The organism is Bifidobacterium sp. M0404 (assembly GCF_016101415.1).
Taxonomy (GTDB): Bacteria; Actinomycetota; Actinomycetes; order Actinomycetales; family Bifidobacteriaceae; genus Bombiscardovia; species Bombiscardovia polysaccharolytica.
In genome coordinates this window covers 523,973-549,228 of sequence record NZ_JACFQP010000001.1, presented here as the reverse complement: position 1 = coordinate 549,228, position 25,256 = coordinate 523,973, and the positions used below count along the sequence as shown (strand labels likewise).

Annotated in this window: 18 protein-coding genes; 5 read left to right on the top strand and 13 right to left on the bottom strand. The window is 62.0% G+C overall.

Annotated elements, in window-relative coordinates; genetic code table 11:
- Nucleotides 1-28 precede the first annotated feature (28 nt).
- The 3 genes from uvrC to H3T93_RS02225 all read right to left on the bottom strand — a co-directional run bounded on the left by uvrC (nt 29) and on the right by H3T93_RS02225 (nt 6,012).
- Entirely contained in the window at nt 29-2,329 is a 2,301-nt protein-coding gene (gene uvrC / locus H3T93_RS02235) for an excinuclease ABC subunit UvrC (protein ID WP_144177117.1), read from the bottom strand.
- Nucleotides 2,326-5,283 (bottom strand): excinuclease ABC subunit UvrA, encoded by a 2,958-nt coding sequence (gene uvrA, locus H3T93_RS02230; RefSeq protein WP_141650142.1) that lies wholly within the window; start codon nt 5,281-5,283, stop codon nt 2,326-2,328. The genes uvrC and uvrA overlap by 4 nt, the downstream gene beginning before the upstream one ends.
- A gap of 126 nt (nt 5,284-5,409) precedes the next feature.
- Nucleotides 5,410-6,012, bottom strand: a complete 603-nt coding sequence (locus tag H3T93_RS02225; protein WP_144177118.1) for a DNA-3-methyladenine glycosylase I — start codon at nt 6,010-6,012, stop codon at nt 5,410-5,412.
- 184 nt (nt 6,013-6,196) lie between these two features.
- Between H3T93_RS02225 and H3T93_RS02220 the strand changes: the two genes are divergently transcribed.
- Nucleotides 6,197-7,429: a TspO/MBR family protein gene (locus tag H3T93_RS02220; protein WP_144177119.1), complete on the top strand. Its 1,233-nt coding sequence runs from the start codon at nt 6,197-6,199 to the stop codon at nt 7,427-7,429.
- 117 nt (nt 7,430-7,546) lie between these two features.
- Nucleotides 7,547-9,148, top strand: a complete 1,602-nt coding sequence (locus H3T93_RS02215; protein ID WP_110425259.1) for an ABC-F family ATP-binding cassette domain-containing protein — start codon at nt 7,547-7,549, stop codon at nt 9,146-9,148.
- A gap of 49 nt (nt 9,149-9,197) precedes the next feature.
- On the opposite strand, the gene H3T93_RS02210 is transcribed toward H3T93_RS02215, so the two are convergent.
- The gene (locus tag H3T93_RS02210) at nt 9,198-9,887 is read right to left on the bottom strand and encodes an MgtC/SapB family protein (RefSeq protein ID WP_046322931.1); all 690 of its coding nucleotides are present in this window, start codon (nt 9,885-9,887) and stop codon (nt 9,198-9,200) included.
- A 134-nt stretch (nt 9,888-10,021) separates the two neighbouring features.
- Between H3T93_RS02210 and H3T93_RS02205 the strand changes: the two genes are divergently transcribed.
- Genes H3T93_RS02205 through H3T93_RS02195 form a run of 3 tightly spaced genes read left to right on the top strand, consistent with a single transcriptional unit; the run spans nt 10,022 to nt 13,705 of the window.
- Entirely contained in the window at nt 10,022-11,929 is a 1,908-nt protein-coding gene (locus H3T93_RS02205) for a bifunctional ADP-dependent NAD(P)H-hydrate dehydratase/NAD(P)H-hydrate epimerase (protein WP_144177121.1), read from the top strand.
- Nucleotides 11,930-11,959: 30 nt separating this feature from the next.
- The gene (locus tag H3T93_RS02200; protein ID WP_144177122.1) at nt 11,960-12,742 is read left to right on the top strand and encodes a 2,3-bisphosphoglycerate-dependent phosphoglycerate mutase; all 783 of its coding nucleotides are present in this window, start codon (nt 11,960-11,962) and stop codon (nt 12,740-12,742) included.
- 24 nt (nt 12,743-12,766) lie between these two features.
- Nucleotides 12,767-13,705: a LysR family transcriptional regulator gene (locus H3T93_RS02195; RefSeq protein ID WP_046322935.1), complete on the top strand. Its 939-nt coding sequence runs from the start codon at nt 12,767-12,769 to the stop codon at nt 13,703-13,705.
- Nucleotides 13,706-13,815: 110 nt separating this feature from the next.
- On the opposite strand, the gene H3T93_RS02190 is transcribed toward H3T93_RS02195, so the two are convergent.
- The 9 genes from H3T93_RS02190 to H3T93_RS02150 form a co-directional block, all read right to left on the bottom strand.
- Nucleotides 13,816-14,931, bottom strand: coding sequence for a DsbA family protein (locus H3T93_RS02190; RefSeq protein WP_144177123.1), 1,116 nt, complete (start codon nt 14,929-14,931; stop codon nt 13,816-13,818).
- Nucleotides 14,932-15,087: 156 nt separating this feature from the next.
- On the bottom strand, nt 15,088-15,834 hold the full coding sequence (gene pyrE, locus H3T93_RS02185; RefSeq protein WP_232346970.1) for an orotate phosphoribosyltransferase: 747 nt from the start codon (nt 15,832-15,834) through the stop codon (nt 15,088-15,090).
- Nucleotides 15,831-16,802, bottom strand: a complete 972-nt coding sequence (locus H3T93_RS02180; RefSeq protein ID WP_046322937.1) for a dihydroorotate dehydrogenase — start codon at nt 16,800-16,802, stop codon at nt 15,831-15,833. Before H3T93_RS02180 ends, pyrE begins: the two co-directional genes overlap by 4 nt.
- Nucleotides 16,799-17,644, bottom strand: a complete 846-nt coding sequence (locus H3T93_RS02175; RefSeq protein ID WP_144177124.1) for an iron-sulfur cluster-binding protein — start codon at nt 17,642-17,644, stop codon at nt 16,799-16,801. The genes H3T93_RS02180 and H3T93_RS02175 overlap by 4 nt, the downstream gene beginning before the upstream one ends.
- Nucleotides 17,641-18,702, bottom strand: coding sequence for an orotidine-5'-phosphate decarboxylase (gene pyrF / locus H3T93_RS02170; protein ID WP_144177125.1), 1,062 nt, complete (start codon nt 18,700-18,702; stop codon nt 17,641-17,643). Before pyrF ends, H3T93_RS02175 begins: the two co-directional genes overlap by 4 nt.
- Nucleotides 18,690-20,123 carry a dihydroorotase gene (locus H3T93_RS02165; protein WP_144177126.1) on the bottom strand — a complete coding sequence of 478 codons (1,434 nt, stop codon included), beginning with the start codon at nt 20,121-20,123 and terminating at the stop codon, nt 18,690-18,692. Before H3T93_RS02165 ends, pyrF begins: the two co-directional genes overlap by 13 nt.
- A 1-nt stretch (nt 20,124) precedes the next feature.
- Nucleotides 20,125-20,538, bottom strand: a complete 414-nt coding sequence (locus H3T93_RS02160; RefSeq protein WP_144177127.1) for an aspartate carbamoyltransferase regulatory subunit — start codon at nt 20,536-20,538, stop codon at nt 20,125-20,127.
- Nucleotides 20,535-21,542, bottom strand: coding sequence for an aspartate carbamoyltransferase (gene pyrB, locus H3T93_RS02155; protein ID WP_046322941.1), 1,008 nt, complete (start codon nt 21,540-21,542; stop codon nt 20,535-20,537). Before pyrB ends, H3T93_RS02160 begins: the two co-directional genes overlap by 4 nt.
- Nucleotides 21,543-21,612: 70 nt before the next feature.
- A complete protein-coding gene (locus tag H3T93_RS02150) occupies nt 21,613-24,717 on the bottom strand; it encodes a bifunctional [glutamine synthetase] adenylyltransferase/[glutamine synthetase]-adenylyl-L-tyrosine phosphorylase (RefSeq protein WP_144177128.1) in 3,105 nt (1,034 codons plus the stop codon).
- Nucleotides 24,718-25,256: the final 539 nt, after the last annotated feature.

The window sequence follows — 25,256 nt, the reverse complement described above, 5'->3', positions numbered from 1 at the left end:
TGGCTCTTTGCCAGCCTCCTGAGCCATTTTATCGCTGGCTGTCCCCGGTCTGGTCCTGGTCACTATGCAAGGTCTGATAGATGGCCTTGGCCTTGGCAGAGCCGATGCCCTTGACGGCCTCCAGCTCTTCCTGTGATGCCTGGCGCATGCGCTTGACTGATCCAAAGTGATTGAGCAGCTTTTTTTGGTAGGCGGGGCCGATGCCCGGAATCTCGTCCAGAGCCGACCGGAGGGCACCCTTGCGCCGAGTCTGACGGTGGTAGGTAATGGCGAATCGGTGAGACTCGTCCCTCACGCGCTGCAGCAGGTACATGCCCTCGGACTGGCGCTTGAGGATGATGGGATAGTCATCGTCAGGCACCCAGACCTCCTCCAGTCGCTTGGCCAGCCCGCAGAGGGCCACATCGTCCACACCGCAGTCGTGCAGGGCCCGTGCTGCAGCGGTTACCTGAGGCTTGCCGCCATCGACTACGATCAGGTTGGGTTTGTAGGCGAAGTGGCGGGCGGAGGTGTTCTGCTGAACGATGGCCCCCTCCTCCTGCTCCACCAATTCAGGCGCCTTGTCGCTGGCCTTTCGCTCGGCCTCCATACTGTCACCGCTGTCACCGGCTATGTTGCCGTGACGGAAGCGCCGGGTCAGAGTCTCATAGATGGCGCTCATATCGTCCACAGAGCCCTTGCCGTCCTCGCCTCGAATGGCGAATCGACGGTACTCGGACTTCTTAGGGACGGCATCCTCAAAAACCACCATGGAGGCCACCTGGAACTGGCCACCCACGGTGTTGGAGATGTCGTAACACTCGATGCGCAGCGGAGCGCGGTCCAGCCCAAGGGCCTTGGCCACGTCGTTCATGGCCTGGGTGCGGGTGCCCATGTCGCTCATACGACTGAGCTTGCTGCGCTGCAGGGCCTGGCGGGCGTTGGCGTTGGCCCGGTCCATCAGAGACTTCTTCTCACCACGACTGGCCACACGGATGGTCACTGCGGATCCGCGCAGCTCCCGCAGCCACTCCTGCAAGTCGCCGGTCCGATCCGGCTGGATAGGGACAATGACTTCGGGAGGCACTGGAGAAATGGGGGCCAGCAGGTCGGCACGTCCGGTCTGATCCTGATGCTGGTGTCGGCTCCTGGTGGCCTTGGCCCGAGCTTCGGCATCCAGGGCCGTGACCTTCTGGGTGGAGCCCATGGCATCCCTGTCCTGGCTGATGGAGACGGGTGTGTCCGACTCTGTTGGCAGCTTGTGCAGTTCGCTGTCGTTCTCATTCATCAGGTCCGAGTAGACCTGTACCAGCAGGTCGCTGATCAGCTCGCTGTCGGAGACGTCCTCGACCCGCTCCACGCTCCAGTTGCGTTCGCCACGGATGGCTCCAGAGCGCACGAAGAAAGCGTGTACCGAGGCCTCCAGTTCGTCCGAGGCCACGCCGAAGACATCCACATCCACGTTGGAGGCGAAGGCCACGGCGTTCTGCTCGATGACCGTATCCAGCATGGCGATCTGGTCGCGCAGACGGGCGGCCTTCTCGAAGTCCAGCTCCTTACTGGCCTTCTGCATGCTCCTGGTCAGGCTGGCCCGGTAGCTCTTGCCCAGCCTGCCTGTGATGACCCCAGTCAGCTCCGTACAGAGACGACGGTGGTCGCTTGCGCTGATCCGGCCCACGCAGGGTGCCGAGCACTTGCCGATGGAGGCCAGCAAACAGGGGCGGCCGCTGAGCTTGGCCTTGCGGAAGACGCCGGGGGTGCAGGTGCGCACAGGATAGGTCTTGAGCAAGGCATCCAGGGTGTGCTTCATGTCCCAGACCTTGGCGTAGGGGCCGAAGTAGCGGGTGTCATGCCGCTTGCGCACGCGGGTCATCCAAACCCGGGGGAACTCCTCTCCCACGGAGACAGCCAGGTAGGGGTAGGTCTTGTCGTCACGCAGCTTGACGTTGAAGCGGGGGTCGAACTCCTTGATCCAGGTGTATTCAAGGGTCAGGGACTCCAGGTCGGTGCCCACGACGGTCCACTCCAGACTTCGGGCCGTCAGCACCATGGTCTGGGTGCGCGGATGCAAGTTTTCCAGGGGCTGGAAGTAATTGGTCAGGCGGTTGCGCAGGTTCTTGGCCTTGCCCACATAGATAACTCGACCGTCGCCATCCCGCCACTTGTAGACACCGGGCTGGGCTGGAATGTCCGATGTTTTGGGGCGGAAGAGGTCACGGCTGTCGCCCAGCAAGGGTGCGCCGTTCTTGTTGACGCCGGCGGTGGTGCCGGTGGCGGACTCCTCCTCCAGGGCTTGAGCGGTGCGTCGCCATACCTGCGGCGTGTGACGCTCGAAGCAGCTGCGGGTCATGATCGTGCAGCCTTGGCTACCTTGGCGGGATCCAGCATGGGCTTCAAATACTTGCCTGTCCAGCTATCTGGATTGGCGGCCACCTGCTCAGGAGTCCCTTGGGCCACCACTGTGCCGCCACCGTCGCCGCCCTCGGGTCCAAGGTCGATGATCCAGTCAGCGGTCTTGATCACGTCCAGGTTGTGCTCGATGACGATGACCGTGTTGCCTTTATCAACTAGGCCATGAAGGACCTTGAGCAGCTTACGGACATCCTCGAAGTGCAGGCCCGTGGTCGGCTCGTCCAGGATGTAGACGGTCTTGCCGTCGGAGCGCCGCTGCAGTTCGGTGGCCAGTTTGACCCGCTGGGACTCGCCTCCGGACAGGGTGGGTGCTGGCTGACCCAAGCGGATGTAGCCCAGTCCCACGTCCACCAGGGTGTCCAGGTAGCGGGCGATGGAGGGATAGGCCTTGAAGAAGTGGGCGGCCTCCTCGATGGGCATGTCCAGCACGTCCGAAACGGTCTTGCCGTTGTAGGTGACTTCCAAAGTCTCCCTGTTGTAGCGCTTGCCGTGGCAGGTCTCGCACTGCACATAGACGTCGGGCAGGAAGTTCATCTCGATCTTGATGGTTCCGTCACCGTGACAGGTCTCGCAACGGCCGCCCTTGACATTGAAGGAGAAGCGGCCGGGACCATAGCCGCGCACCTGGGCCTCCGGGGTTTTGGCGAAGAGCTGGCGGATCTTGTCCCAGACACCGGTATAGGTTGCCGGGTTGGAGCGCGGGGTGCGACCGATGGGGTTCTGATCCACGTGGATGACCTTGCGCACCTGGTCCACACCCTCCACACGAGTGTGCTTGCCGGGCACGATGCGGGCGTTGTTGAGTTGGTCAGCCAGGACCGGATAGAGGATGGAGTTGACCAGTGTGGACTTGCCAGAGCCGGAGACGCCGGTGACCAGGGTCATGACCCCCAGTGGGAAGGAGACCTTGAGGTTTTTCAGGTTGTTTTCCCGAGCCCCTACCACGGTCAGCTGTCGAGTCCTGTTGGTCTTGCGGCGGCGCTTGGGCACCTCGATGGAACGACGACCGGCAATGTAGTCTGCGGTGATTGAACGCGAGGCCTTGACCAGGTCCTGCGAGCGCCCTGAGAAGATGACTTCACCGCCATGCTCGCCCGCCCCCGGGCCAATATCGACCAGCCAGTCGGCCTGGCGTATGGTGTCCTCGTCATGCTCGACCACAATCAGTGTGTTGCCCAGGTCGCGCAGCCGCTGCAGGGTCTTGATCAGCCGATCATTGTCCCGCTGGTGCAGGCCGATGGAGGGCTCGTCCAGCACGTACATGACGCCCACCAGGCCCGAGCCGATCTGCGTAGCCAGACGGATGCGCTGGGCCTCGCCACCGGAGAGGGTGGCTGCGGCCCGGGACAGGGTCAGGTAGTTCAGACCCACGTCGTTGAGGAAGCGCAGGCGGGCGCGGATCTCTTTGAGGACCTCGCCGGCGATCTTGGCCTGGGCGCCCTCCATATGCAGGCCCTCCACCCACTTCAGGCTGGCGGATACGGCCATATCGCAGACCTGGGCGATGGACAGACCGTCCACGGTCACGGCCAGGACCTCGGGTTTCAAGCGCTTGCCTTGGCAGACCTGGCAAGGCACCTCGCGCATGTATGACTCGTAATACTGCTTCATGGGCTGCGAGTCGGTCTCGTCATGGCGACGCATCAGGGTGCGGACCACGCCCTCGAATCCGGTGGTGTACTCGCGCAGGCGGCCCCAGCGGTTCCGGTAGGAGACATCTACCTTGAAGTCGTGCCCGTACATGACAGCATGGCGGACTTCCTCCGGCAGGTCCTTCCAGGGGGTCGAGGTGGAGAAGCCCATTTCCTTGGCCAGACCATCCAGCAGGTGGCCGTAGAAGCGCTGCTGGCTCTTGGTGCCGCTCCAGGGTTCCACGGCCCCATCCTTGAGGCTCTTCTCCGGGTCGGGCACTACCAGCTCCGGGTCGATCTCCAGGTTGAACCCCAGGCCGGTGCAGGCCGGGCAGGCTCCATAGGGAGCGTTGAAGGAGAAGGTCCGAGGCTCGATCTCGTCCAGTTCCAACTCGTGGCCGTTGGGGCAGGACCGCTTCTCGGAGAAGGGCTGGCGGCGCTCGGGATCCTTGGCATCCATATCCACGAAGTCGGCAACCACGGTGCCCTTGGCTAGTCGCAGGGCGGTCTCCACGGAGTCGGTCAGCCGCTGGCGCATGCCTTCACGGATGACCAGTCTGTCCACCACCACCTCGATGGTGTGCTTCTTCTGCTTGGTCAGCTTGATGGAGTCGGACAGCTGGTGCATGTCCCCGTCGATGATGGCTCGGGAGTAGCCGTCGGAGCGCAGGAGCTCCAGAGTCTCCACGAACTCGCCCTTGCGGCCCTTGACGATGGGGGCCAGCAGCTGGAAACGGGTCCCTTCCGGCCTGGACATAAGGGTGTCGACGATCTGCTGCGGCGACTGGGCGCGCACCTCGGCCCCGCAGACCGGGCAGTGGGGAATGCCGGTTCTGGCGAAAAGCAGGCGCAGGTAGTCGTAGACCTCGGTGATGGTTCCCACAGTGGACCGGGGGTTGCGGTTGGTGGTTTTCTGGTCAATGGAGACCGCCGGGCTCAGGCCCTCGATGAAGTCCACGTCGGGCTTGTCCATCTGGCCCAGGAACTGGCGGGCATAGGCGGAAAGGGACTCCACGTAGCGGCGCTGACCCTCTGCGAAGAGGGTGTCGAAGGCCAGAGAGGACTTGCCGGAGCCTGACAGGCCGGTGAAGACCACCATCCGGTTGCGGGGTATGGACAGGTTGACGTTCTTAAGGTTGTGGGCCCGGGCGCCTTGGATGACGATTTTTCGGTCGTTGGGCACCATGGACAGGTCCGCCACCAGGGACCCCTTGGATTCGATCATGCGCGGATTTTCGATGGCCGCGTCCACTATCGACATAGGCTTTTTCTGCTGCTTCACGTGCTTCCCATCCGCTTCCCTGAAGACCCATGGCCAAGGCTGAGGCCAAAGCCTGACCATAATATCGCCTGGGCCGAATAATTCGAACAGGTGTTCGATGACGGCTTAGATGGACAAGTCCGGCGAATTCAGAGGCGAGCGGCTGCAACCGTTGAGGAAGCAGTCGTGCTGGTGGTCGTTGATCATGCCGGCTGCCTGGAGGAAGGAGTGGACGGTCACCGGGCCCAAGAAGCGCAGGCCCAGGTCGCGCATGTCCTTGCACACGATGGCTGACAGGTGGTCGTAGCGCGGTATGGAGGGATCGTCCGGGTAGTCGTGGTTGATTGTCAGCCCACCGGTAAAGGACCAGCAGTAGCGGTCGAATTCCTCCCCGGGGAATTGGCTGGTGACCACGACGGCATTGGCCACTGTGGCTTCGATCTTGCGTCGATTGCGGATGATGGCAGGGTCGGCCATGAGACGGTCGATTCGGTCGGTGTCGAAGGCGGCGACCGCTTGAATATCGAAGTTGTTGAAATCCTTGAAGAAGGCCTGACGACGATGCAGGATCAGCTGCCAGCTGAGCCCGCACTGGAATATCTCCAAGGAGAGCATAGCGAAGAGCCTCTGGGAGCCATGCAGGGGGCGGCCCCACTCATGGTCGTGGTAGCTGCGCATGAGCGGGTCGTCTACTCGAGCCCAGTCGCATCTATGTGAAGGTTCGGCCATGCTGTACTCCCCTTTCTGGCATTCGGCTTCAGGCTAGCACCGGCGGCAGTCCTGACCGGGTGGTCAATACCACCGAGTCAGGCTGGCCGATTTAGAGTTGAGGCAGAGGCCGGTCGGCCCATGCCCGGGGCCATCCCCATGGCGGCAGTACGGTTGCGGCCGGCAAGGAGAGGAAGCATGTGCCATGACTGACAAGGACAATCCGCGCAGACTCTGGACCGACAAGGAGGATCCGGTCGAGAGAGCCAAGCGTACCTCCCCTGCCATGCAGGGCAGCCAATCAGCCAAAAATTCAGCAGGTGCAGGTTCCACGAAATCGAGCTCTGCATCGGCAACTCGGAGTTCGACAGATGCACGTTCGGCATCTTCAAATTCGTCGGCTTCGGATTCATCAACTCCAGACTTGTCTGCTTCGGGTTCATCGCTTTCGGGTACTGCAGCCAAGCAGTCTGATGATTCGTCAAAGAAGGCAGCGGCTGGGAAAACCAGTGCTGATGAGACCGCCAATGGAGGCAAAGGTCGCTCTGATCGCAGCAGCAATGAAGCGACGCAGGGATCAAATCGGGCTCAGGAACAAGCAAAAGAGCAGTATCAAAAGCAGAATCAGCCTGAAAAGGAACAGGAATCCTCCAAGGGTCGCGGCTGGAAGCTCTTCGAGGACATCCTGCTCTGGGTGGCCTGGGTGGCAATGGTGGGCTTCAACGGTTATGCGGAGGTCTACCACTTCAATGGCACGACCGTAGGTGGCCTGGCCCGCAAGGTCGACCTCTGGATCATGCCCGCCGGCTATGTTTTCGCCATCTGGGGGGTCATCTACATTGCCCTGGCCATATGGCTCTTCCGCTTCTGCCTGGCGGGCCCCAGCCGCAAACGCCTGGGATTCCTGCCCTTCACGCTGAGCGGGTTGCTCTTTGTGGCTACTTGCTGCCTGAATATCGCCTGGCTGGCTCTGTGGCACATGGAGCGCAACTTCTGGGCCCTGGTCATCATCCTCATTCTGACTGTGCTGGCCTGGATGCTCTATGCCCTGGTGCGCAGGGACGCCACCAAGGCCGGAACCCCGACCGCCGCCAAGGCCCTGGACTGGATTCCCCTGTCCATCTACGCCAGCTGGCTGAGCGTGGCCACCCTGGTCAACGCAGGATACATGGTGGTCGCCGGGCACAAGGTCAGCAATGCCGTCCAGGGATTTGCCACCATCATCGTGGTCGGCGCACTCCTGGCCGTAGCCTATCTGATGAACAGGCATGGCAAGGACTGGGTCTTCGGCCTGGTGGTCATCTGGGCATGTCTGGGCATCGGCATCGGGATCTTCTCCTTCGCGGCCGCCATGGGTGTGTTGGTCATCGCCCTGACGGCCGTGGGCGCCTTCCTGGTCTACTTCCCCTGGAGCAAGTTCAGACTGGTCCGTCGCTGATTCATCCACGACTCATCCATTGCCCCGTCAGCCGAGACGCACTGGCAGGGCTTGCTTCTTGCTACCATGATTCCTTGCAAGTTTTGAATCCACGAGGAAAGCGGGGTCGGAGGCGGCATGGCTATTGAGGCGCAGGGACTTGAGATCCGAATAGGTGCCCGACTACTGCTGCAAGCCACCGACTTCCATGTGACCAAAGGCGACCGCATCGGCCTGGTAGGTCGCAACGGCGCCGGCAAGACCACGTTGACCAGGGTCATCACCGGAGACATGCTCCCCTCGGCCGGCAAGGTGCGGGTGACCGGACAGCTGGGATACCTGCCCCAGTCCACACATGCGGGTGATTCCGAGCAAAGCGCCCTGGACCGGGTCATGAGCGCCAGGGACATCGCATCCATCATCCAGCGGATGCGTAAGGCCGAGACCGAGATGACCAATCCGGATCCCAAAATCATGGAAAAGGCCATGAAGCGCTACGACAAGGCCCAACAGGACTTCGAGAACGCCGGAGGCTATGCGGCCCAATCACAGGCCATCGTCATGGGTGAGAGCCTGGGGCTCAGCCAAGAGACACTGCAGCAGGCGCTGGGTACCCTCTCCGGCGGTCAGCGCCGACGGGTCGAACTGGCCAGAATCCTCTTCTCCGATGCCGACACCCTGATTCTGGACGAGCCCACCAACCATTTGGATGCCGACTCCATTGAGTGGCTTAAAGGCTACCTGCGCCGGTTCGAGGGCGGCTTCCTGATCATCTCCCACTCCACCGAGCTGCTTGACGAGACCGTCAACCGCATCTGGCATCTGGATGCCCAGCGCTCCTGCATCGACATGTACACCATGGGATGGAAGGCCTACCTGCACCAGCGGGTGGTGGACGAGGAGCGCCGACGCCGCGAACGCGAGGTGGCCGAGAAGAAGGCCGACCGCCTGATGCGGCAGGGCATCCGCCTGCACGCCAAGGCCACCAAGGCCGTGGCCGCCCAGAACATGATGCGCCGCGCCCAGCGCCTGCTGGCCGACACCCAAGAGGCGGAAAAGGCAGAAAAGGTGGCCGACCTGCGCTTCCCGGATCCCGCTCCCTGCGGCCGCACGCCCATCATGGCCGAGGACCTGTCCAAGGCCTACGGATCCAACATTGTCTTCGCCGGCATCAACCTGGCCATCGACAAGGGCTCCCGGGTGGTCATCCTGGGGTACAACGGCGCTGGCAAGACCACCACCCTGCGGTTGCTGGCCGGCATCGAGCAGCCCGACACTGGCAAGGTGACCCTGGGGCATGGGGCCAAGATCGGCTACTTCGCTCAGGAGCACGACACCCTGGATAACGATGTCACCGTTCTGGAGAACCTACAGCACGTGGCCCCGGATCTGGACAACACCCAGGCGCGGACCATCCTGGGCTCCTTCCTCTTCTCAGGGGACGACGCCATGAAGCCCACCAAGGTTCTTTCGGGTGGCGAGAAGACACGCCTGGCCCTGGCCACCCTGGTGACCAGCCGGGCCAATGTCCTGCTGTTGGACGAGCCCACCAACAACCTGGACCCCGCCTCGCGGGACGAGATACTCAAGGCCATCGCCAAGTACGAGGGGGCCATCGTGCTGGTCACCCACGACGAGGGGGCCGTCAAGGCGCTCAACCCTGAACGGGTGCTGCTCATGCCCGACGGTGATGAGGACCTCTGGAGCGACGACTATCTGGATCTGGTGGCCGAAGAGTAGGTAGCCACCTGTTGGCCCATGGCTATGGGTCGTCTGTGTCGTCAGCGGGTCAGTCGTCCTCCCCCAGGACCTCAACCCCTTTGACCCCTGGAGTCTGGCCTATGGATTCGACCAGCTCGGTCACGTCCCCCTTGCCCAACAGGTTGACGGTGACATCGGCGCCCTTCCAGGCATCCCGGTGCAGCTCGTGGATGGTCAGCACCCGGGACTCGAAGCCCATGCGGGTGGCCAGCAGCAGGGATTCACGCAGGCAGCCGTGGCCGTCTTGATATACGATGCGCAGAACTGTGTTCTGACGGTTGCGCAGGAACCACTTGAGGATGGGTGCGATGACCAGAACGGCCAGGAAGTAGAAGACGACAGCCAGGATGGCGATGGCGAAGAGCTGGACCCCACAGGCCATGCCCACAGCAGCGGCCACCCAGATGGCACTGGCCGTCGTCAGACCCTTGACGGAATCGTGGTTGAAGAAGATGACCCCGGCGCCGATGAAGCCGATGCCCGAGGCCACTCCGGCTGCAATTCGGGAGGCATCCCAAGAGTAGTTGCCTACAGCGGCTTGGATGCCGTAAAGGGAGACCATGGTGAACAGGCAGCTGCCCAGACCCACCAGAATATGGGTGCGGATGCCAGCGTCGTGTTTGAGGAACTCGCGCTCGAAACCGATCAGGCCACATAGGACCACCGTCAGGACCACAGCCATAATCTGGCCCGGGTTCGGCATTGCGAATCCCTGCATGAATTTCCTTTCCTGCCCTCGTAAATAGGCAGACCTTATAACGCTTGCAGGACATGGCCATCGGATAGAGTGGAGCCAGCACGTGGCCGGCCGTGCCGCCGCACGTGGACCTTTTGAATGAGGGGTGTGATGCCATGAAGCCGTCACCAGATGAACGCCGCGAAGCCCGGCGGACCCTGGCCACCAGCGCCTATTCAGCCGACATGATCCGATCCCTGGAGCAGCCGTTTTTGGATGACGGGGTGCCTCTGATGCGTATTGCCGCCGGATCCCTGGCCTCCGTGGCCGATGTCATGCTGACCCAGGCTGGGCTGGAGCCGGCAGGCGCCAGGATCGTCCTGCTGGCAGGGGCCGGCAACAATGGCGGCGACGGGCTCTATGCCTCAGCTGACCTGGCCGGGCACGGGGCCGACGTGACTGTGGTGGCAACCGGACGCAGCCTGCACCAGGGTGGGCTGGATGCTCTTCTACGCGCCGGCGGAGTGGTCACGGCCCTGGATCCCCAGGCAGCCATCCCCGGCTGCGAGACCCCCTCCGGACCGGACCAAGCATCCGAGGAGATGGACCAGGCCTTGGAACTGTGCCGACAGGCGGATCTGATTATCGATGCCATGACGGGTATCGGCCTCAAGGGGGCGTTGCGCGGCATTCCCGCTGCTCTGGCCGTAGAACTGGGCATGGAGAGCGGTCTGCCCGACAGACCAGCCTGGCACGACCCCGCCGGCCAGGATAGGCCCTTGGTACTGGCCGTGGATACCCCCTCCGGTTTGGACGTGGACGAGGGCACGCTTCCCGGTGCCTACATTCCGGCAGATGTGACCGTGACCATGGGAGCCATGAAACCCTGCCTGATGCTGCCCCCGGCCGCCTATGTCTGCGGCAGAATCGTCCTGGTTGATTTCGGTTTTGACACCTCGGCCCTGGTCCCCAGCGTCTCCTGCATGAGCGCTGAGAACTGCGCCAGTCTCCTGAGAGCGCCTCGGGTAAATGACACCAAGTACAGTCGGGGCGTGGTCGGCCTGGTCACCGGATCCGCCCTCTACCATGGTGCCGGGCTGCTCTCCAGCAAGGCTGCTGCCAGCGGCAACGTGGGCATGATCCGTTACTGCGGTCCCGAGCAGGTGGGCGACCTGATCCTGCAAGAGCTGCCCGAGACCGTCCTGGGCCGCGGAAGGGTTGAATCCTGGGTTCTGGGCTCTGGTGTACCCACCAGGCAAGCCCAGGAGGCAGCTGGACCTCAAGGCCAGGACGATCAGCGTGATCTGATTGCCGATATACTCAGCCGTCAGGCCGCCGACCTGGACGAGGATGAAGCAGCAGCTGACCCGCCGGTAGTAGCCGATGCCGGTGCTTTGGATCTGCTGCCGGACCGGCTGGGCCCACGCACGGTGCTTACCCCGCATGCTGGCGAAATGGCCGCTTTACTCAACTCGCATGGCGAGAGCGTGGACGGCGACCAGGTCATGGCCGAACCCCTGCACTGGGCAATCCGAGCCTGTCAGCTGACCGGGGCCACCATTCTGCTCAAGGGGGCCATTACATTGGTCGTCGGCGAGGACGGCACCGACCGTCCCCGCGTCATGACCACCGGCTTCGGCCCAGCATGGCTGTCTACAGCCGGATCAGGAGACGTGCTCTCCGGAACCATCGGGGCCCTGCTGGCACAAAATGCCGGACCAATCCAGGATGATGCCACGCTGATGGTGGATCTAACAGCTGCTGCGGCCTTCGTGCACGGGCTTGCCGGTTCTCTGGCCAGCGGAGGCAGACAGACCGGCTGGGAGCAACCGCTGATCTTCGACCCGCGTAAGCCTCAGGATTTTGCGGATCTGGTAGCCCAGGACAGCCAGCAGGAGGGCCACGGGATAGCTTTAGGGCTTACGGGGCAGCCGATCCGTGCCGGCCAGGTGGCCGATGCTCTGCCCAGGGCTATAGGTCTGGTCATGTCAAGAGCCGCAGGGACTGCTGATCAAATCGACCAATCCGCCCAGGAAGGCGACGATGCTTCCCTCTTCTTCGAAAACAGCTCGCTCTGGTTCTAAAAACACGTCATCAGAAAAGGAGTCGATTTGATGACCTCGCAGCTCATCGTCATGCGTCACGGAGAAAGCGTCTGGACTCAGAAGTCGGTCAACCGTTTCGCCGGTTGGGTGGACGTGCCCCTGACGGATCGCGGACTGCAACAGGCCCGCCATGCCGGACAGCTGCTCAAGGAATCAGGCCTGCTGCCCGACATGGTCTTCACCTCTCTGCTGACCCGAAGCATCGTCACTGCCAACACGGTGCTGGACCTGGTTGATCGGGCCTGGATTCCGGTAGAGCGCACCTGGCGGCTGAACGAGCGCCACTATGGCGCATTCCAGGGACAGACGCGACCGGCCATGCTGGAACGCTATGGTCAGCAGCAATTCGACATTTACCGACGTTCCTACGATGTTAGGCCGCCTGCCATCGAAACCGATTCACCATACTTTCAGGGACCGGATCCACGCTATTACCCTGCCATGGGCGACGGGCTGGACGGCCAGAATCCGGCCGAGATCCGCGCCGAGTGCCTCAAGGATCTGCTGCTCCGTCTGCATCCCTACTGGCGAAGCCGGATAGCCCCCAACCTGGCCCAAGGTCGGACTGTGCTCATCGTCACCCATGGTTCCGTGGTTCGGAGCCTGATCAAGGTCCTTGAAGACGTTGACGACACGGATATCCGGTCCATCAACGTGCCCACGGGCGTTCCTATGGTCTACAACTTCAAGACCGATGAAGATGGCAATCTTCAAGTCATGGGTCCGGGTCGCTATCTTGATCAGAAGGCTGCGAACCGGGGCATAGCTGAAACTGCGGCCTTGGGCCTATAGAGACTTGGGTATAGATTTGCTTACATGACACTGCTCCAACTGCGCTACATCGTCAAGATTGTCGAATGCGGCTCCATGAACGAGGCCTCGCACGAGCTCTACATCTCCCAGCCGGCTCTGAGCTCATCGGTCAAGGAGCTGGAAAACGAGCTGGGCATCGAAATCTTCACCCGCCACTCCCAAGGGATTGCTCTGACAGTAGACGGGGCGGAATTCCTTACCTATGCCAGGCAGATTCTGGATCAGACCGACCTGCTGGAGGCCCGCTACCGGCAGGTCAGGCCCCGCAAGCAGCTCTGCCGGGTTTCAACCCAGCACTACATGTTCGCTGTGGAAGCTTTCGTGGAGATGATCAACTCCATCGATTCGGATGAGTACGAATTCACCATACGAGAGACGCGCACCAGGGACATCATCGACCAGGTGGCCACTCTTCAGTCCGAGATAGGCATCATCTACGAGTCCGACTTCAACAAACGGGTCCTGTCCAAGATGCTGCGTGAGAAACACCTGGACTTCCATCCCCTCTTCCGTGCAGATCTGCATGTCTTTATCGCCCGGACCAACCCCTTGGCTGATCGGGCCATGGTGACCATGAAGGACTTGGAGCCCTACCCCTTCCTGCAGTATGAGCAGGGCGAGGAGGGTTCCTTCTATTTTGCAGAGGAGGCAGTCTGGCCCGACTACTCCCCCAAGCAAATCACCGTGAGCGACCGGGCCACCATGCTCAACTTCATCGTCGGGCTCAACGCCTACACGGTCTGCACTGGCATCGACAACGAGGACCTGAACAACGAGAAGATTGTCAGTGTCCCCCTGGAGTCGGATGAATCCATGCTTTTGGGCTGGATCGTCAACAGCCGGACCAAGCTGTCCCATGCCGCCGAACTCTACTTGGACAAGCTACGCCAGGTGGTGTCCAACCACGGATATTCGCTGATCGAGCAGGAGTCAAGCAAGTAATAGTCAGGCAAGCGATAGCCGAACCGACAAAGGCTTAACAGGCAAACAACCGAACTGATAACGGCAATCCTTAATTTTTGCCACAGATCATATCCCTTAGCAGTTGCCGCTTATTCTGCTTTCAGCGCTGTTCCTTGGGCTCCGATGGATGGCATCTTCCCTTGGTGACCCACATCCTGCGATTTCAGTCCCAGGGCTTTGAGCAGGGCCCGGTCCAGATGTTCCAGGCCTCCCTGGCTCTTTGCAGCTGCGGTCAGATCCCAGACTTTGCCGTTGATCATGATGGTGGGGGTCGAGAACTCTCCTTTGGCATCCTTGGCGTCCTTGCGGGTGATGGCATAGGCGCTGACCTTGTCCACCCATGGTCTGTAGGTGCCTTGGGCAAAACGGTCTGCCAGGGACCTGGGCACGCCCGCCCCTACGGCCTGGTCGGCCAGGCGCGCGTCGGAGACGGCCTGATAGGAGCTTTCATTGGGCTGGAAGTCGGCAGCAAAGACGGCGGCGGCGAAGGCCGGCAGATGATCCGGATCCTCCTGGGCCACCATAGCCAAGGCGTTGTCCACGCGGCTGGAGTACTGGTCACTGGAGGCCGAATCAAGGAAGTTCAAAAAGTTGTAGGTGACGTTGATCTGGCCTGCGCTAATCATACGCTGCAGCTGGGGATCGATGACCCGGCCCACCTTGCCACACCATGGGCACATGGGATCCATGAAGATTTCAAGGGTAGGCACACCAGCAACCTTCTTCTTGCTGCCGACTCCCTTAGCTGAGACGGTCAGCCCTCCCTGGTCGTCGGCAACTGACGGCTTGACGGTGACCGCTTGCAGTGCCTTGTAGGCCTTGGCATCCCCAGTGGGGCCCTTGCTGACTTGGGCGGTCGATACTTCCGACGAAGGCTTTTGGGCTGACTGGTCGTCTCCTGAACGGTTAGTCCACAGCATGTAGAAGCCGGCTACAAGCACCAGCACAAGAGCAATCACAACCAGTATTAGCGGTAGCCTCCGAGACCGCTGAGCAGGCCGGCCTGGCTCTTCCGGTTCCTCAACAGTCGAAGGACGCTCATCAGCAGGTTCTGCCTCATCCAAAGATTTCTCTGCACTAGTTGCTGTGTCAGAAACGGCAGGCTTGGCCGTCTCCTCTGAATTCGTCTGAGGAGCGGCATTCACTTCGTCGACCTCAGTCTGGTCCGGTTCCTCATGACCATTCTGCTCCAGCGGTTTCGTCATGATCCATGGCCTTCCTTGCGATGATGATCCGTCGGCGTGCCCGTCGGACCTTTACCAATCTACACGAGGGTCATCCGACAGAATGACCATTCGAAGAATGTGCGTCAATGCGGCCTGCACGCACAATCAACATATCGACATGAGCCAGGCATTTGCTTAGGCACCGTAACGCGCCAGATAGTTCCTGGCGGCATCAGCCGTGCGCTGGTCCAGAATGGGCGACCCGTCCGGACCCTTCATAGAGGCGGCCGCGCCAAAGATCTGGCGGACGTTGACGATGCTGATGACCGGGAAGTGGAACTCGTCCATGATTGACTCCACGGCCGAGCCTTGGCCCTGTCCGGTGCGCTCCATTCGGTCCACGGAGAGCACTAGACCGACGATGGTCACCTTGGCCTGGGACATGATCTTAGGCACCACCTGTCGGACCGCAGTCCCGGCGGTCATGACATCATCCACCAGCAGCACCCTCATGCCATCCCTGAGCTGGGTTCCGACCATGAGGCCTCCATCGCCATGGTCCTTGACCTCCTTGCGGTCAAAGGTGTAGCCGACCGGCATGCCGTGCGCCCCACTCAGCGCTATGGCGGTGGAGACGGCCAGGGGAATTCCCTTGTAGGCCGGGCCGAATACCGTGTCGATGTCGGCGGGCAGGGTCCCCTGCTTCACAGCCTGTACAATGGTCCGGGCGTAAAACTCCCCCAGCAGGGCAATCAGCCGTCCGTCATTGAAGGCCCCGGCGTTGATGAAGTAGGGCGAGCGCCGCCCTGACTTCAGGGTGAAGTCACCGAACTTGAGCGCTCCGCTCTGTAGCAGGAAGCTGGTGAAACCCTCCTGGATGCGGCGGGTCTGCTCCAGGGCATCCCCGTCATGGTCATTGTTTTCTGCTGCGGTTGCGCTCATCGCCAGCACTTCCCTTTCTTGAGCAATTCGGCCAGATCGGGCCGCTCGTCTAAAAGATCATCCAGTTCGCGGGCCACCCTCATGGGCGCCACAGGGTCCACCAGGGCCGCAGCCCCCACCTCCACGGCGTTGGCCCCCGCATAGAGGAATTCCAAGGCCGTGCGTCCCGAGTCGATTCCTCCGATGCCGATGATGGGAATGTCGGGCAATGCCTGGCGCACCCGCCAGACGAAGGACAAAGCGATTGGCAGGATGCAGGGGCCTGAGACACCACCGGTGCCTTGGGCCAGGATAGGCTTGCCTGTATTGATGTCGATGCGCATGCCCACCAGGGTATTAATCAGGCTGAGGGCATCTGCTCCCCCATCAACGGCCGCTCGGGCCACCTCCACAATGTCCGTGACGTTGGGGGTCAGCTTGACCACCATGGGCTTGTCGGTCAGACCCCGCAGCCGGGTGATCAACCGGTTCAGAGCCTTGGCATCAGTGCCTACGGACATCCCTCCATGTGAGACGTTGGGGCAGGAGACGTTGATCTCCAACATATCCGCCGGGGAGTCTGCCAGCCGTTCCACAACGATGGCGTAGTCCTCGTCGCTGTGGCCGGCCACGTTGGTGACCACGGTGGCTCCCAGGGCCTTGAGTCTGGGCAGTTCGTCCACCAAATAATGGTCCACGCCCGGGTTCTGCAGGCCAACAGAGTTGACCATGCCGGCTGGGCTTTCGGCGGTCCTGGGCGTTGGGTTGCCTTCCCAGGGAACCGGCGAAACCCCTTTGGTGGAGATGGCGCCCATCTGGGAGACGTCGTAATAACCCCCGCAGGCATCCAGGTTGAATGTGCCCGAGGCTGTACCCACCGGGTTCTTCCAAGGCGTGCCGGCCACAACAGTGCCATGCCGCCAGACGTGAGGCTCCAGAGGATCCATGGCTATGGCCGTCTGCATCTCTGCGATTGTCCGCTGGCTCATCGCGGCATCTCCTTGCTTCCTTCTGCATCCCAGATAAGACGATCGGCAGCGAAGACCGGGCCGTCCTTACAGACCTTGAGCCTGCCGTCAACGGTATCGACCACGCAGGCCACGCAGGTACCATAGCCGCAACCCATCCGGGACTCCATGCAGCACTGGGCAGGCAGGTCGGTCTTGCGGGCCCAGGCGGCCACGGCCCGCATCATGGGCAAGGGTCCGCAGGTCAGGATGATGGTCCGTTCGGTATCGATGTCGCCGCGAACCCGATCCAAGAGGGTTATGACATCCCCGGAAGCATTGTCGATGGACTCCAGCCGATCGGTCAGCGAGCCCATGATGGCATCGGCGAACCGGTGGTGCCGGTAGCCCAGCAGGGCGGTGGTGCGTACACCGGACCGGCCTTGCAGGCATTGGGCTGCGCGAATCAGCGGAGGAACACCCAAGCCACCGCCTACCAACAGATAGTCTGCGGGCTTCTCCAGGTCGAAGCCATGGCCCAGAGGCCCCAGCAGATCCACAGCCATGCCCGGTTGCAGGCGGGAGAATTCATTGGTCCCCTGGCCAACTACGGCGAAGATAATCTCGATCTGCTCGCCCGCCAGAACCCGGCTGATACCGAAGGGTCTGGGCATCATGGTCATGCGGTCTGCAGAGTAAAGGTTGATGAAGACTCCTGCAGGGGCGTGGGCGGCCAGGTAAGGGTCGCGGATGGTCATTCGCCAGACCTGCCGGTCCAGGGGCTCCATGCCGGTGACCTGGGCAGTACGCCGTCCAGGCAGCCGACCTGCCCGTTCGGCCTGTTCTTCCACCCGACTGGTGGATATAAAGAGGTTGGTTTTCATCGGGCCTCCTTGATCGCCTGATTGAGATCGTCCTTCATAGCCTGCGCAGCTTGGCGGGCATCGCGGGTGACCATGCCCAGGGCCGCCTGAACGCTGAGCCGCGGGCTGTAGTCCGGATCCTTCCGCCAGGCTGCGATGATTCCCCGAGAGGAGTTGACCACAGCGCCGCCGCCGGACTGGTCGAACATGGGCACCACGTCGGCCGCTGAACCGCCCTGCGCTCCGTAACCGGGGACCAGGAAAAAGGTGTGGGGCGTGGCCTGCCGCAGAAGGGCGCCATCCTCAGGATGGGTGGCGCCGACCACAGCACCAAGCCTGGAGTAACCCGATTCCCCGATGGAGGATTGTCCCCAGGATTCCACCAGATCTCCCAGGCGCTGATAAATGGTTCCCCCGCCTGAGGCCGTGTCCAGGCCCAGTTCCTGGATTTGGCTGCCCGAGGGATTGGATGTGCGCACCAGGGCGAACAAGTCGCCCTGGATGTGCTCGGCAGCCTGCAGGAAGGGTTCCACCCCGTCGGAGCCCAGATAGACATTGATGGTCAGGGCATCCTCGTACCAGGGGAATCTCCCGCCACTGTGAGCCGGCCCGTCAATCGTCTGCCCAGGAGTGAAGGGTAGAGGGAGCCCGTCCAGGTGGGCGGCGTAGGCCTCAGCCGTGGAGCCGATGTCACCGCGCTTGACATCCCCGATGACATAGAGGCCACGGTCGGCTGCGGCTCGGCAGGTGCCGGTGTAGGCCCTGATGCCCCAAGGTCCCAGTGCCTCGTACATGGCAATCTGAGGCTTGACTGCAGGCACCAGGTCGGCCACGCCTTCCAGGATGGCCAGGTTAAAGCGCAGATAAGCCCTGGCCAGGTGGTCCGCCCAGACAGCCTGAGCCTGTTCGCCCTGGGTCTGCTGCAGGTCCTTAGGGTCAAGGCCCATCTGAGCCATGCTCCGGGCTGCGCGCTGTCTGGCCTGTTCGATCAGCTGGCTGGGCAGTAGTTCCGGTCGCGGATCCAGACCGACCACGGTCGGATTGTTCTTGTCCTGGACGAGCGCAGTCAGTCGGTCCATGCTCGGATCCTTTCCCTGGTGATGACGCGGCTTGCGGGCAGGCGGGAGAATACCAGACGCCCATCCTTTATGGTGGCCATGACCCGTCCGGCCAGCCCTGCTCCGGCGAAAGGGGTGTTCCGTGACTTGGAATGGAAGCGGCTGGGATCTACCTCCCACTTGGCCTCGGGGTCCAAGATGACCAGGTCAACAGGTGGCAGATTGGCATCGCTGTGACGGTCGGCCTCCAGCTGCAGGTGACCGGCTTTATTGACCTTGTTCGCCGTATGCGAGGGCAGGTCTTCGGGCAGGAGCCGACGCATGCCCATGAGCTCGGCTGGAGCCAGAGACATGAGTTCGATCAGGCGGTCATGGCTGACGAGCCCGCTCTCGACCAGGACCTGGTTGCAGACTGCATAGGCAGTTTCCAGACCGATGATGCCGTTGGGGGCATTCTTGAGCCCCAGTGCCTTCTCAGCGCTGGTGTGGGGGGCATGGTCGGTGGCAATCATGTCCACGGTGCCGTCGGCTACGGCCTCAAGTGCAGCCTGCTGGTCAGCGCGGGAGCGCAGTGGAGGGTTCATCTTGGCCATGCTGCCGCAACGCAGCAGGTCCTCGTCGCAGAGGGCCAGATAGTGGGGTGCGGTCTCGCAGGTGACCGGCAACCCACGGGTCTTGGCCCGGCGAACAGCCTCGAATCCCCCGGCAGTGCTGACATGCTGCAGATGCACCCGGGTGCCGGTACGTTCTGCCAGTTCGATGTCCCGATTGATAATGGCGGTCTCGGTGGAGGCGGGAATCCCTTCCAGCCCCAGCCTGCGGCTGACGGCCCCCAGGTTGACCTGACCATGTTCGTGGTGTTCACAGTGATCCAGGATGGGCAGGTCGAATTCTCGGGCATTGGCAGCAATGGCCTCCAGGGTCTGATCGGTTACTGCCGATCCGTCATCGCTGATGGCCACTACAGGATGGTCGTATCCGTGGCCAGGCAGGTGACTCGACCAGTCGTCTGGGTTTGAGGCCTGTCTGCCGGCCCGGTCCAGAGTGGCCGCCACGCAGAGGTCGTAGTCCACCGGCAGGCTCAGCCCATGGTCCTGCTCGTAGGATTCCAGGTAGTCGATGACCGTACGCCCATCGGCCATCCTCGCACGGCCGTCCATGGCTGGCTGGGTATTGGGCATGAGCAGTACCAGCCCGTAGCCTCCGGCAGCTGCGGCAGCTGTGCCGGTGACCATGTCTTCTTTGTCAGTTTGGCCAGGGTCGCGCAGGTGGACGTGCGGGTCTACCAGGGCCGGAGCCAGTACCAGCCCCGAGGCGTCTATCTGATCCACCTCTGCCGACATGGTGCCGGTCTCGTCAATCAGCGTGCTGTCAACCGTCTGGGGAAGCACCAGATCGACCGCTTTGTAGGTGCGCCAATCAGTCAACCCCAGCAGCCGCATGTCAGTCTTCTGCCTTCTCGTCGCAGTAGTCGCAGCGATAGACACCGGCAGCGTCCAGGTGGAAGCGCTGGTCCACACCAGTCTCCACCTTGGTGACGCAACGAGGGTTGACGCAGGTGATGACGTTGACCAGATGGTTTGGCCGGTCAGGCTGATGCTTGCTGACGATCCGGCCCTGCCTGACTACATCGACGGTGGCCTCGGGAGCGATGAACCCAAGGGCGGTCAGGTCCAGATCACCGGTCTGCTCGATCTTGATGATGTCCTTGGAACCGTACTTGCGGCTGTCCGTATTCATGATCAGGGCCAGCCGGGTCTTCGCCGGGTCCACGCGCAGGTAGTGCAAGACCTTTAGGGCTGTGCCCGCACGAACGTGGTCGATGATGATGCCGTCAACAATGCTGGTGACCTTCATGCCGCCACCTCCTTCTGCTTGCGGTAACCGGGCAGCTCGTCGCCCAGCAAGGCGCTCTCCAGGGCCATTCTGACCAGCATGCCGTTGCGAACCTGCTGGAAGTAGGCCGCACGCGGATCATCGTCCACCTCCACGGCAATTTCGTTGACTCTGGGCAACGGATGGAGGATGGCCATGTCGGGGCGCGCAGCCCGAAGCTTGTCGGCATCCAGAATGTAGGTGTCACGCAGACGCAGGTAGTCGTCTTCGTTGAAGAATCGCTCCTGCTGGACGCGGGTCATATAGAGCACGTCCAAGTCGCCGATGACACCGTTCAGATCCCCGGTCTCACGGTAGGTGCAATCGGCCGAAGAGCGGATCCGTTCCAGAACGTATTCGGGAGTGCGCAGCTCGTCGGGGCTGATCAGGACGAAGTCCACGTGGCCCAGTCGGCAGAGGGTGGTGATCAGGGAGTGGACGGTACGGCCGAAGGTCAGGTCCCCGCACAGACCGATGGTCAGGTGGTTCAGCCGACCCTTGCGGGCACGGATGGTGGCCAGGTCGGTCAGGGTTTGGGTCGGGTGCATGTGCCCACCGTCACCGGCGTTGATGACTGGGACCGTAGCCGCCTGGGAGGCCACCAAGGCAGCACCCTCCTTAGGGTGGCGGATGGCCACGATGTCAGCGTAGTTGGAGACCGTCTTCAGAGTGTCGCTGATGGACTCCCCCTTGGAAACGCTGGCCAGCTGGGCGCCGGCGAATCCTATGACCTGACCTCCCAGACGGAGCATGGCCGTCTCGAAGCTGAGCCGTGTGCGGGTGCTGGGTTCATAGAAGAGCGTGGCCAGGACCCGGCCGTCGCAGGTGTGGGCCACCTGACGGCGATGGGTGTCGATGTAGGCCGCACGATCCAGCAGGTCCAGGATCTGGGTCATGGGAATGTCGTCGAGGGTAACCACACTTCGCCCACGAAGCGGAACGACGGCGGAAGAGGTATTGGATGCGTGATCAACTTGTTGGGACAACGGCTCACCTTCCTCAAGGTGGCCACCTTATGTGACCTGAACAAGCATACGACCCCGGATGGACCCAGAGTCAGCGGCCGTAAAAGAGTCGTTCCATGACCTGCCTACAGCGGCGCATGGCCGCCAGCAGCTCGTTGACGAAGTGCTGGCCCCGGTGGGCCGGGTAGCCCAGGCAGACCGCGATGCCCCCCAGAACCTGCCCGTCGTCGGGCAGGATGTCCGCCTGGGAGACACGTCCGGACCAGAGGAAGTTGGCGTTCCGGGCTGCGGTGCAGAGCACCCAGCTGCGGCGCAGGGCCTTGGCATCCTTGGCCTCTATGAGTCCCGCAGACTCCAAGGCATCCAAGGCAGTCAGCGTCCCGGTGACCTGTAGCTCAGGCAGATCGTGGGCGTGACGCAGCTGGAGGAGCTGAACCGTCCATTCCACGTCAGACAGCCCTCCCCGGCCCAGCTTCAGATGCCGATCCCGACGCACGCCGCGCGGAAGTCGCTCCGCCTCCATTCGGGCTTTAAGACGGCGGATCTGCCCTAGCTCCTCCTCATTTGGCGGCTGCTCGGGGTAGCGAAGCGGATTGGCTATACCCTCCAGAAAATCCTTGGCCAGAGCAGCATTCCCAGCTGCGAATCTGGCACGGATCAGGGCCTGATGTTCCCAGGTTTCTGACCAGTCGCGGTAGTAGCGCTGGTAGGAGTCCAGGGAACGCACCAGAGGCCCCTGACGTCCTTCGGGACGCAGGTCGAAGTCCAGGTCGATGCCGGGCTCCAGGCTGGCCGATCCAGCCAGGACGGCCCGCAGATCGGCAGTCACGCCACGTGCGAATTCAGCCGCCTGGTCCTGGTCGGCGCCTGATGCGGGACGGTATACCAGCATGATGTCGGCGTCCGAGTTGAAGTTGACCTCCCTGCCTCCGTAGCGGCCCATAGCGATCAGGGCCATTGCTGCCGGCGCTTGACGTAGTTCTTCATCACTCGAACCTGTCTGACCCAGACGGTGGTCCACGGCCCAGTCCAGGGCGGCATCGATAGCTGCATCGTAAACATCGGACATGCCCGCTAGGCAGGCCTGCTGATCGTCCACACCGCTCATCCAACCCAACCCGATCCGCTCGATTTCCTGGCGGCGCATGGCCCGCACTGCAGTGGCGAAATCCTCCAGCGAGTCCGCATGCCGGGTTCGATAAGCTACAGCGCGCTTGTCCAAGGTGGCTCGATCACGGGGGATCATATCCTGGTCGTGACCCAGCCAGGTCACCGACTGGACGGATCGAGCCAGGGCGCCGGACAGGTAACGCGAGTTGGACAGGATATGGCACAGGCGGCGGGCTGCCGAGGTGGAGTCCCGTAGAAAGCCCAGATAGGTGCTCTTGCCGCCGAAGTGCTCCTCCAGGGTTCGCCAGCCCAGGAGTCCCATGTCAGGGTCTTGCCCCTCCCCCAGCCACTGGAGGACGGCGGGCATGAGAATCCGGTTGATACGCGCCGATCGAGTGACCCCTGTGGTCAGGGCCGTGACATGGCGAATGGCTGCATCAGGGTCCGCGAAGCCAATAGATGCGAATCGGGCACGTGCCGCCTGGGGGCGCAGGCTGACCTCATCCTCGTCCACCTGGGCGTTGATGGGCAGCATGGGACGGAAATAGATGGCCTGGTGAAGGTTGCGGACCTCGATCCTGGTGGCTTGGTATTGGGCCAGCATCTGGTCGGCATGCAGTCCGAAGGCCCGGGCCAGTCGCCGAAGATCACGGTTGTTCTCCAGCTCTTCCAGGCTGGGTGGCCGATGGCCAGGGGCGCCTGAACGGTTGATTTTTGGAAAAAGATGAGTGCGACGCAGCTGCCACATCTGCAGACGATGCTCTATGACCCTCTCGAACCGGTAGTCATGATCCAGCTGGTCGCCGTGCTTGCGTGAAATGTAACCGCCGCGCGACAGGGCCTGCAGGGCATCCAGGGTGGCCGGACATCGCAGATCCTCGTCGCTGGAGCCATGGACCAGCTGGAGCATTTGGACGGTAAATTCCACGTCCCGCAGTCCGCCCTGGCCCAACTTAATCTCGCGCTCCTTGCGGTCCTCTGGTATCAGCCGCTCCACACGCTGGCGCATCCGCTGGCAATCGTAGACGAAGTTGGGTCGCTGGCATGCTCCCCAGACCAGGGGCTCGACCATGGCCGAATAGTCCTCACCCAGGTCCTTGTCGCCCGCAACCGGACGGGCCTTGAGAAGGGCCTGGAACTCCCAATTCTCAGCCCATTGGGCGTAGTAGTCAGCGTAGGAGGCCAGACGGCGCACTAGAGGGCCGTCACGTCCCTCGGGCCTCAGGGCAGTATCGACCTTCCAGAGCGGCGGCTCGGTCGAACCGGGGATGACCGACTGGCAGACCCGCTGCAGGAGGACGGCCATGGCAGTGCCCACTGCGATGGGATCAGTCACGCTTGTGTCCGCCCCCGAGGCCGGCTCCACCAAGTACATGAGATCCACATCGGACACGTAGTTGAGTTCCTGAGCACCCAGCTTGCCCATGCCAATGACCGTCAGACGGCATGAATCCGCATTGGGAACCTGACGACTGGCGATGCTCAGAGCCCCTTGTATTGCAGCGTCGGCCATGTCCGACAAAGCGCGGCTGATTTCCGGCTCCAGCTCTAGAGGATCCTCTGCTGCCAGATCCCGGGCCATGACGGCAGCTAGCTGCAGCCGATATTCGAACCGCAGCGCATCGGCGTAGGTCGCCAGCGAGGGCACGGAGTCCGAATTTGCCTCCGCCTTATCCAAGGCGTCAAGAACCCGCTTCTGTCTGGTTTCCGCCGTGCAGTCAGCCAGATGGTCGGGGTCGAAGGTGGCCGCCTCTACCAACTCCGGCCGCGAGCGCATCAGTCGGCCCATGGCCTCCGAGGCCCCCAACACCCTGATCAGCGCCTGGGTGGCCTCTTGGTTTTCCATTGGGGATCCGGCAAGAAAGTCCGGCCGGGCTCCCTGTGGATACTGCTCCAGAATTCGTATCAGCCCAGCAAGGGCTTCGTCCGGATCACAGGCCTGGTCGAGGCTCTGGACCAGGATTTGCTCCAGCTCCTGATCGTCCACCAGGCGGGCAAGCCGATCCAGCCTGACCCGGGCCTTGTCCAGGTCGTGCAGCCCAAGGTGTATCAGGGTCGAAGTGGACGGTCGCGCCGGATCTGCCATGACTTATCCCCTGCCTTTCCTCAGGCTCCGCAACGCCTCTGATATCTGCAGAACCGGTACAGGCATTATAGGGGTGACGGGTCGTCAGCCCTTGCGGCCCTCCCGAAATGCGCAGTATATGCAGTGAAAATCAGGATGAGCCCTGTAAACAGGCTGACGCTCTGCGCTGCCTCAACCAGAGAAAGGATACAATAGCCAATGTAGGCGGATCATAGGTGACACCGTTATCCACATCAACAATGCAACGAATTCCGAGGTAGTGGTCCTGGGAGGCATTCTGAGCACGACCTGAGACCTGTTTCTAAATCCCCGCGGGTAGACCCTTCAACGTACGCTTTCCCTGACACCATGGTTTCTATAGAGGTGCTTACTATCCGCCACCCATTATCGGTTTCGCTCTGTGGCGGCTAGGATAGCTGTCTATAGCGCCCACAAACACATTGATGTGTCAATAAAGTCCGCAGGTCGATCATCGTAGAGGAAGTGACCTGGAATGCATGAAACGGCTATCCTGATGCAAATGGACGAGCCGATGGCCT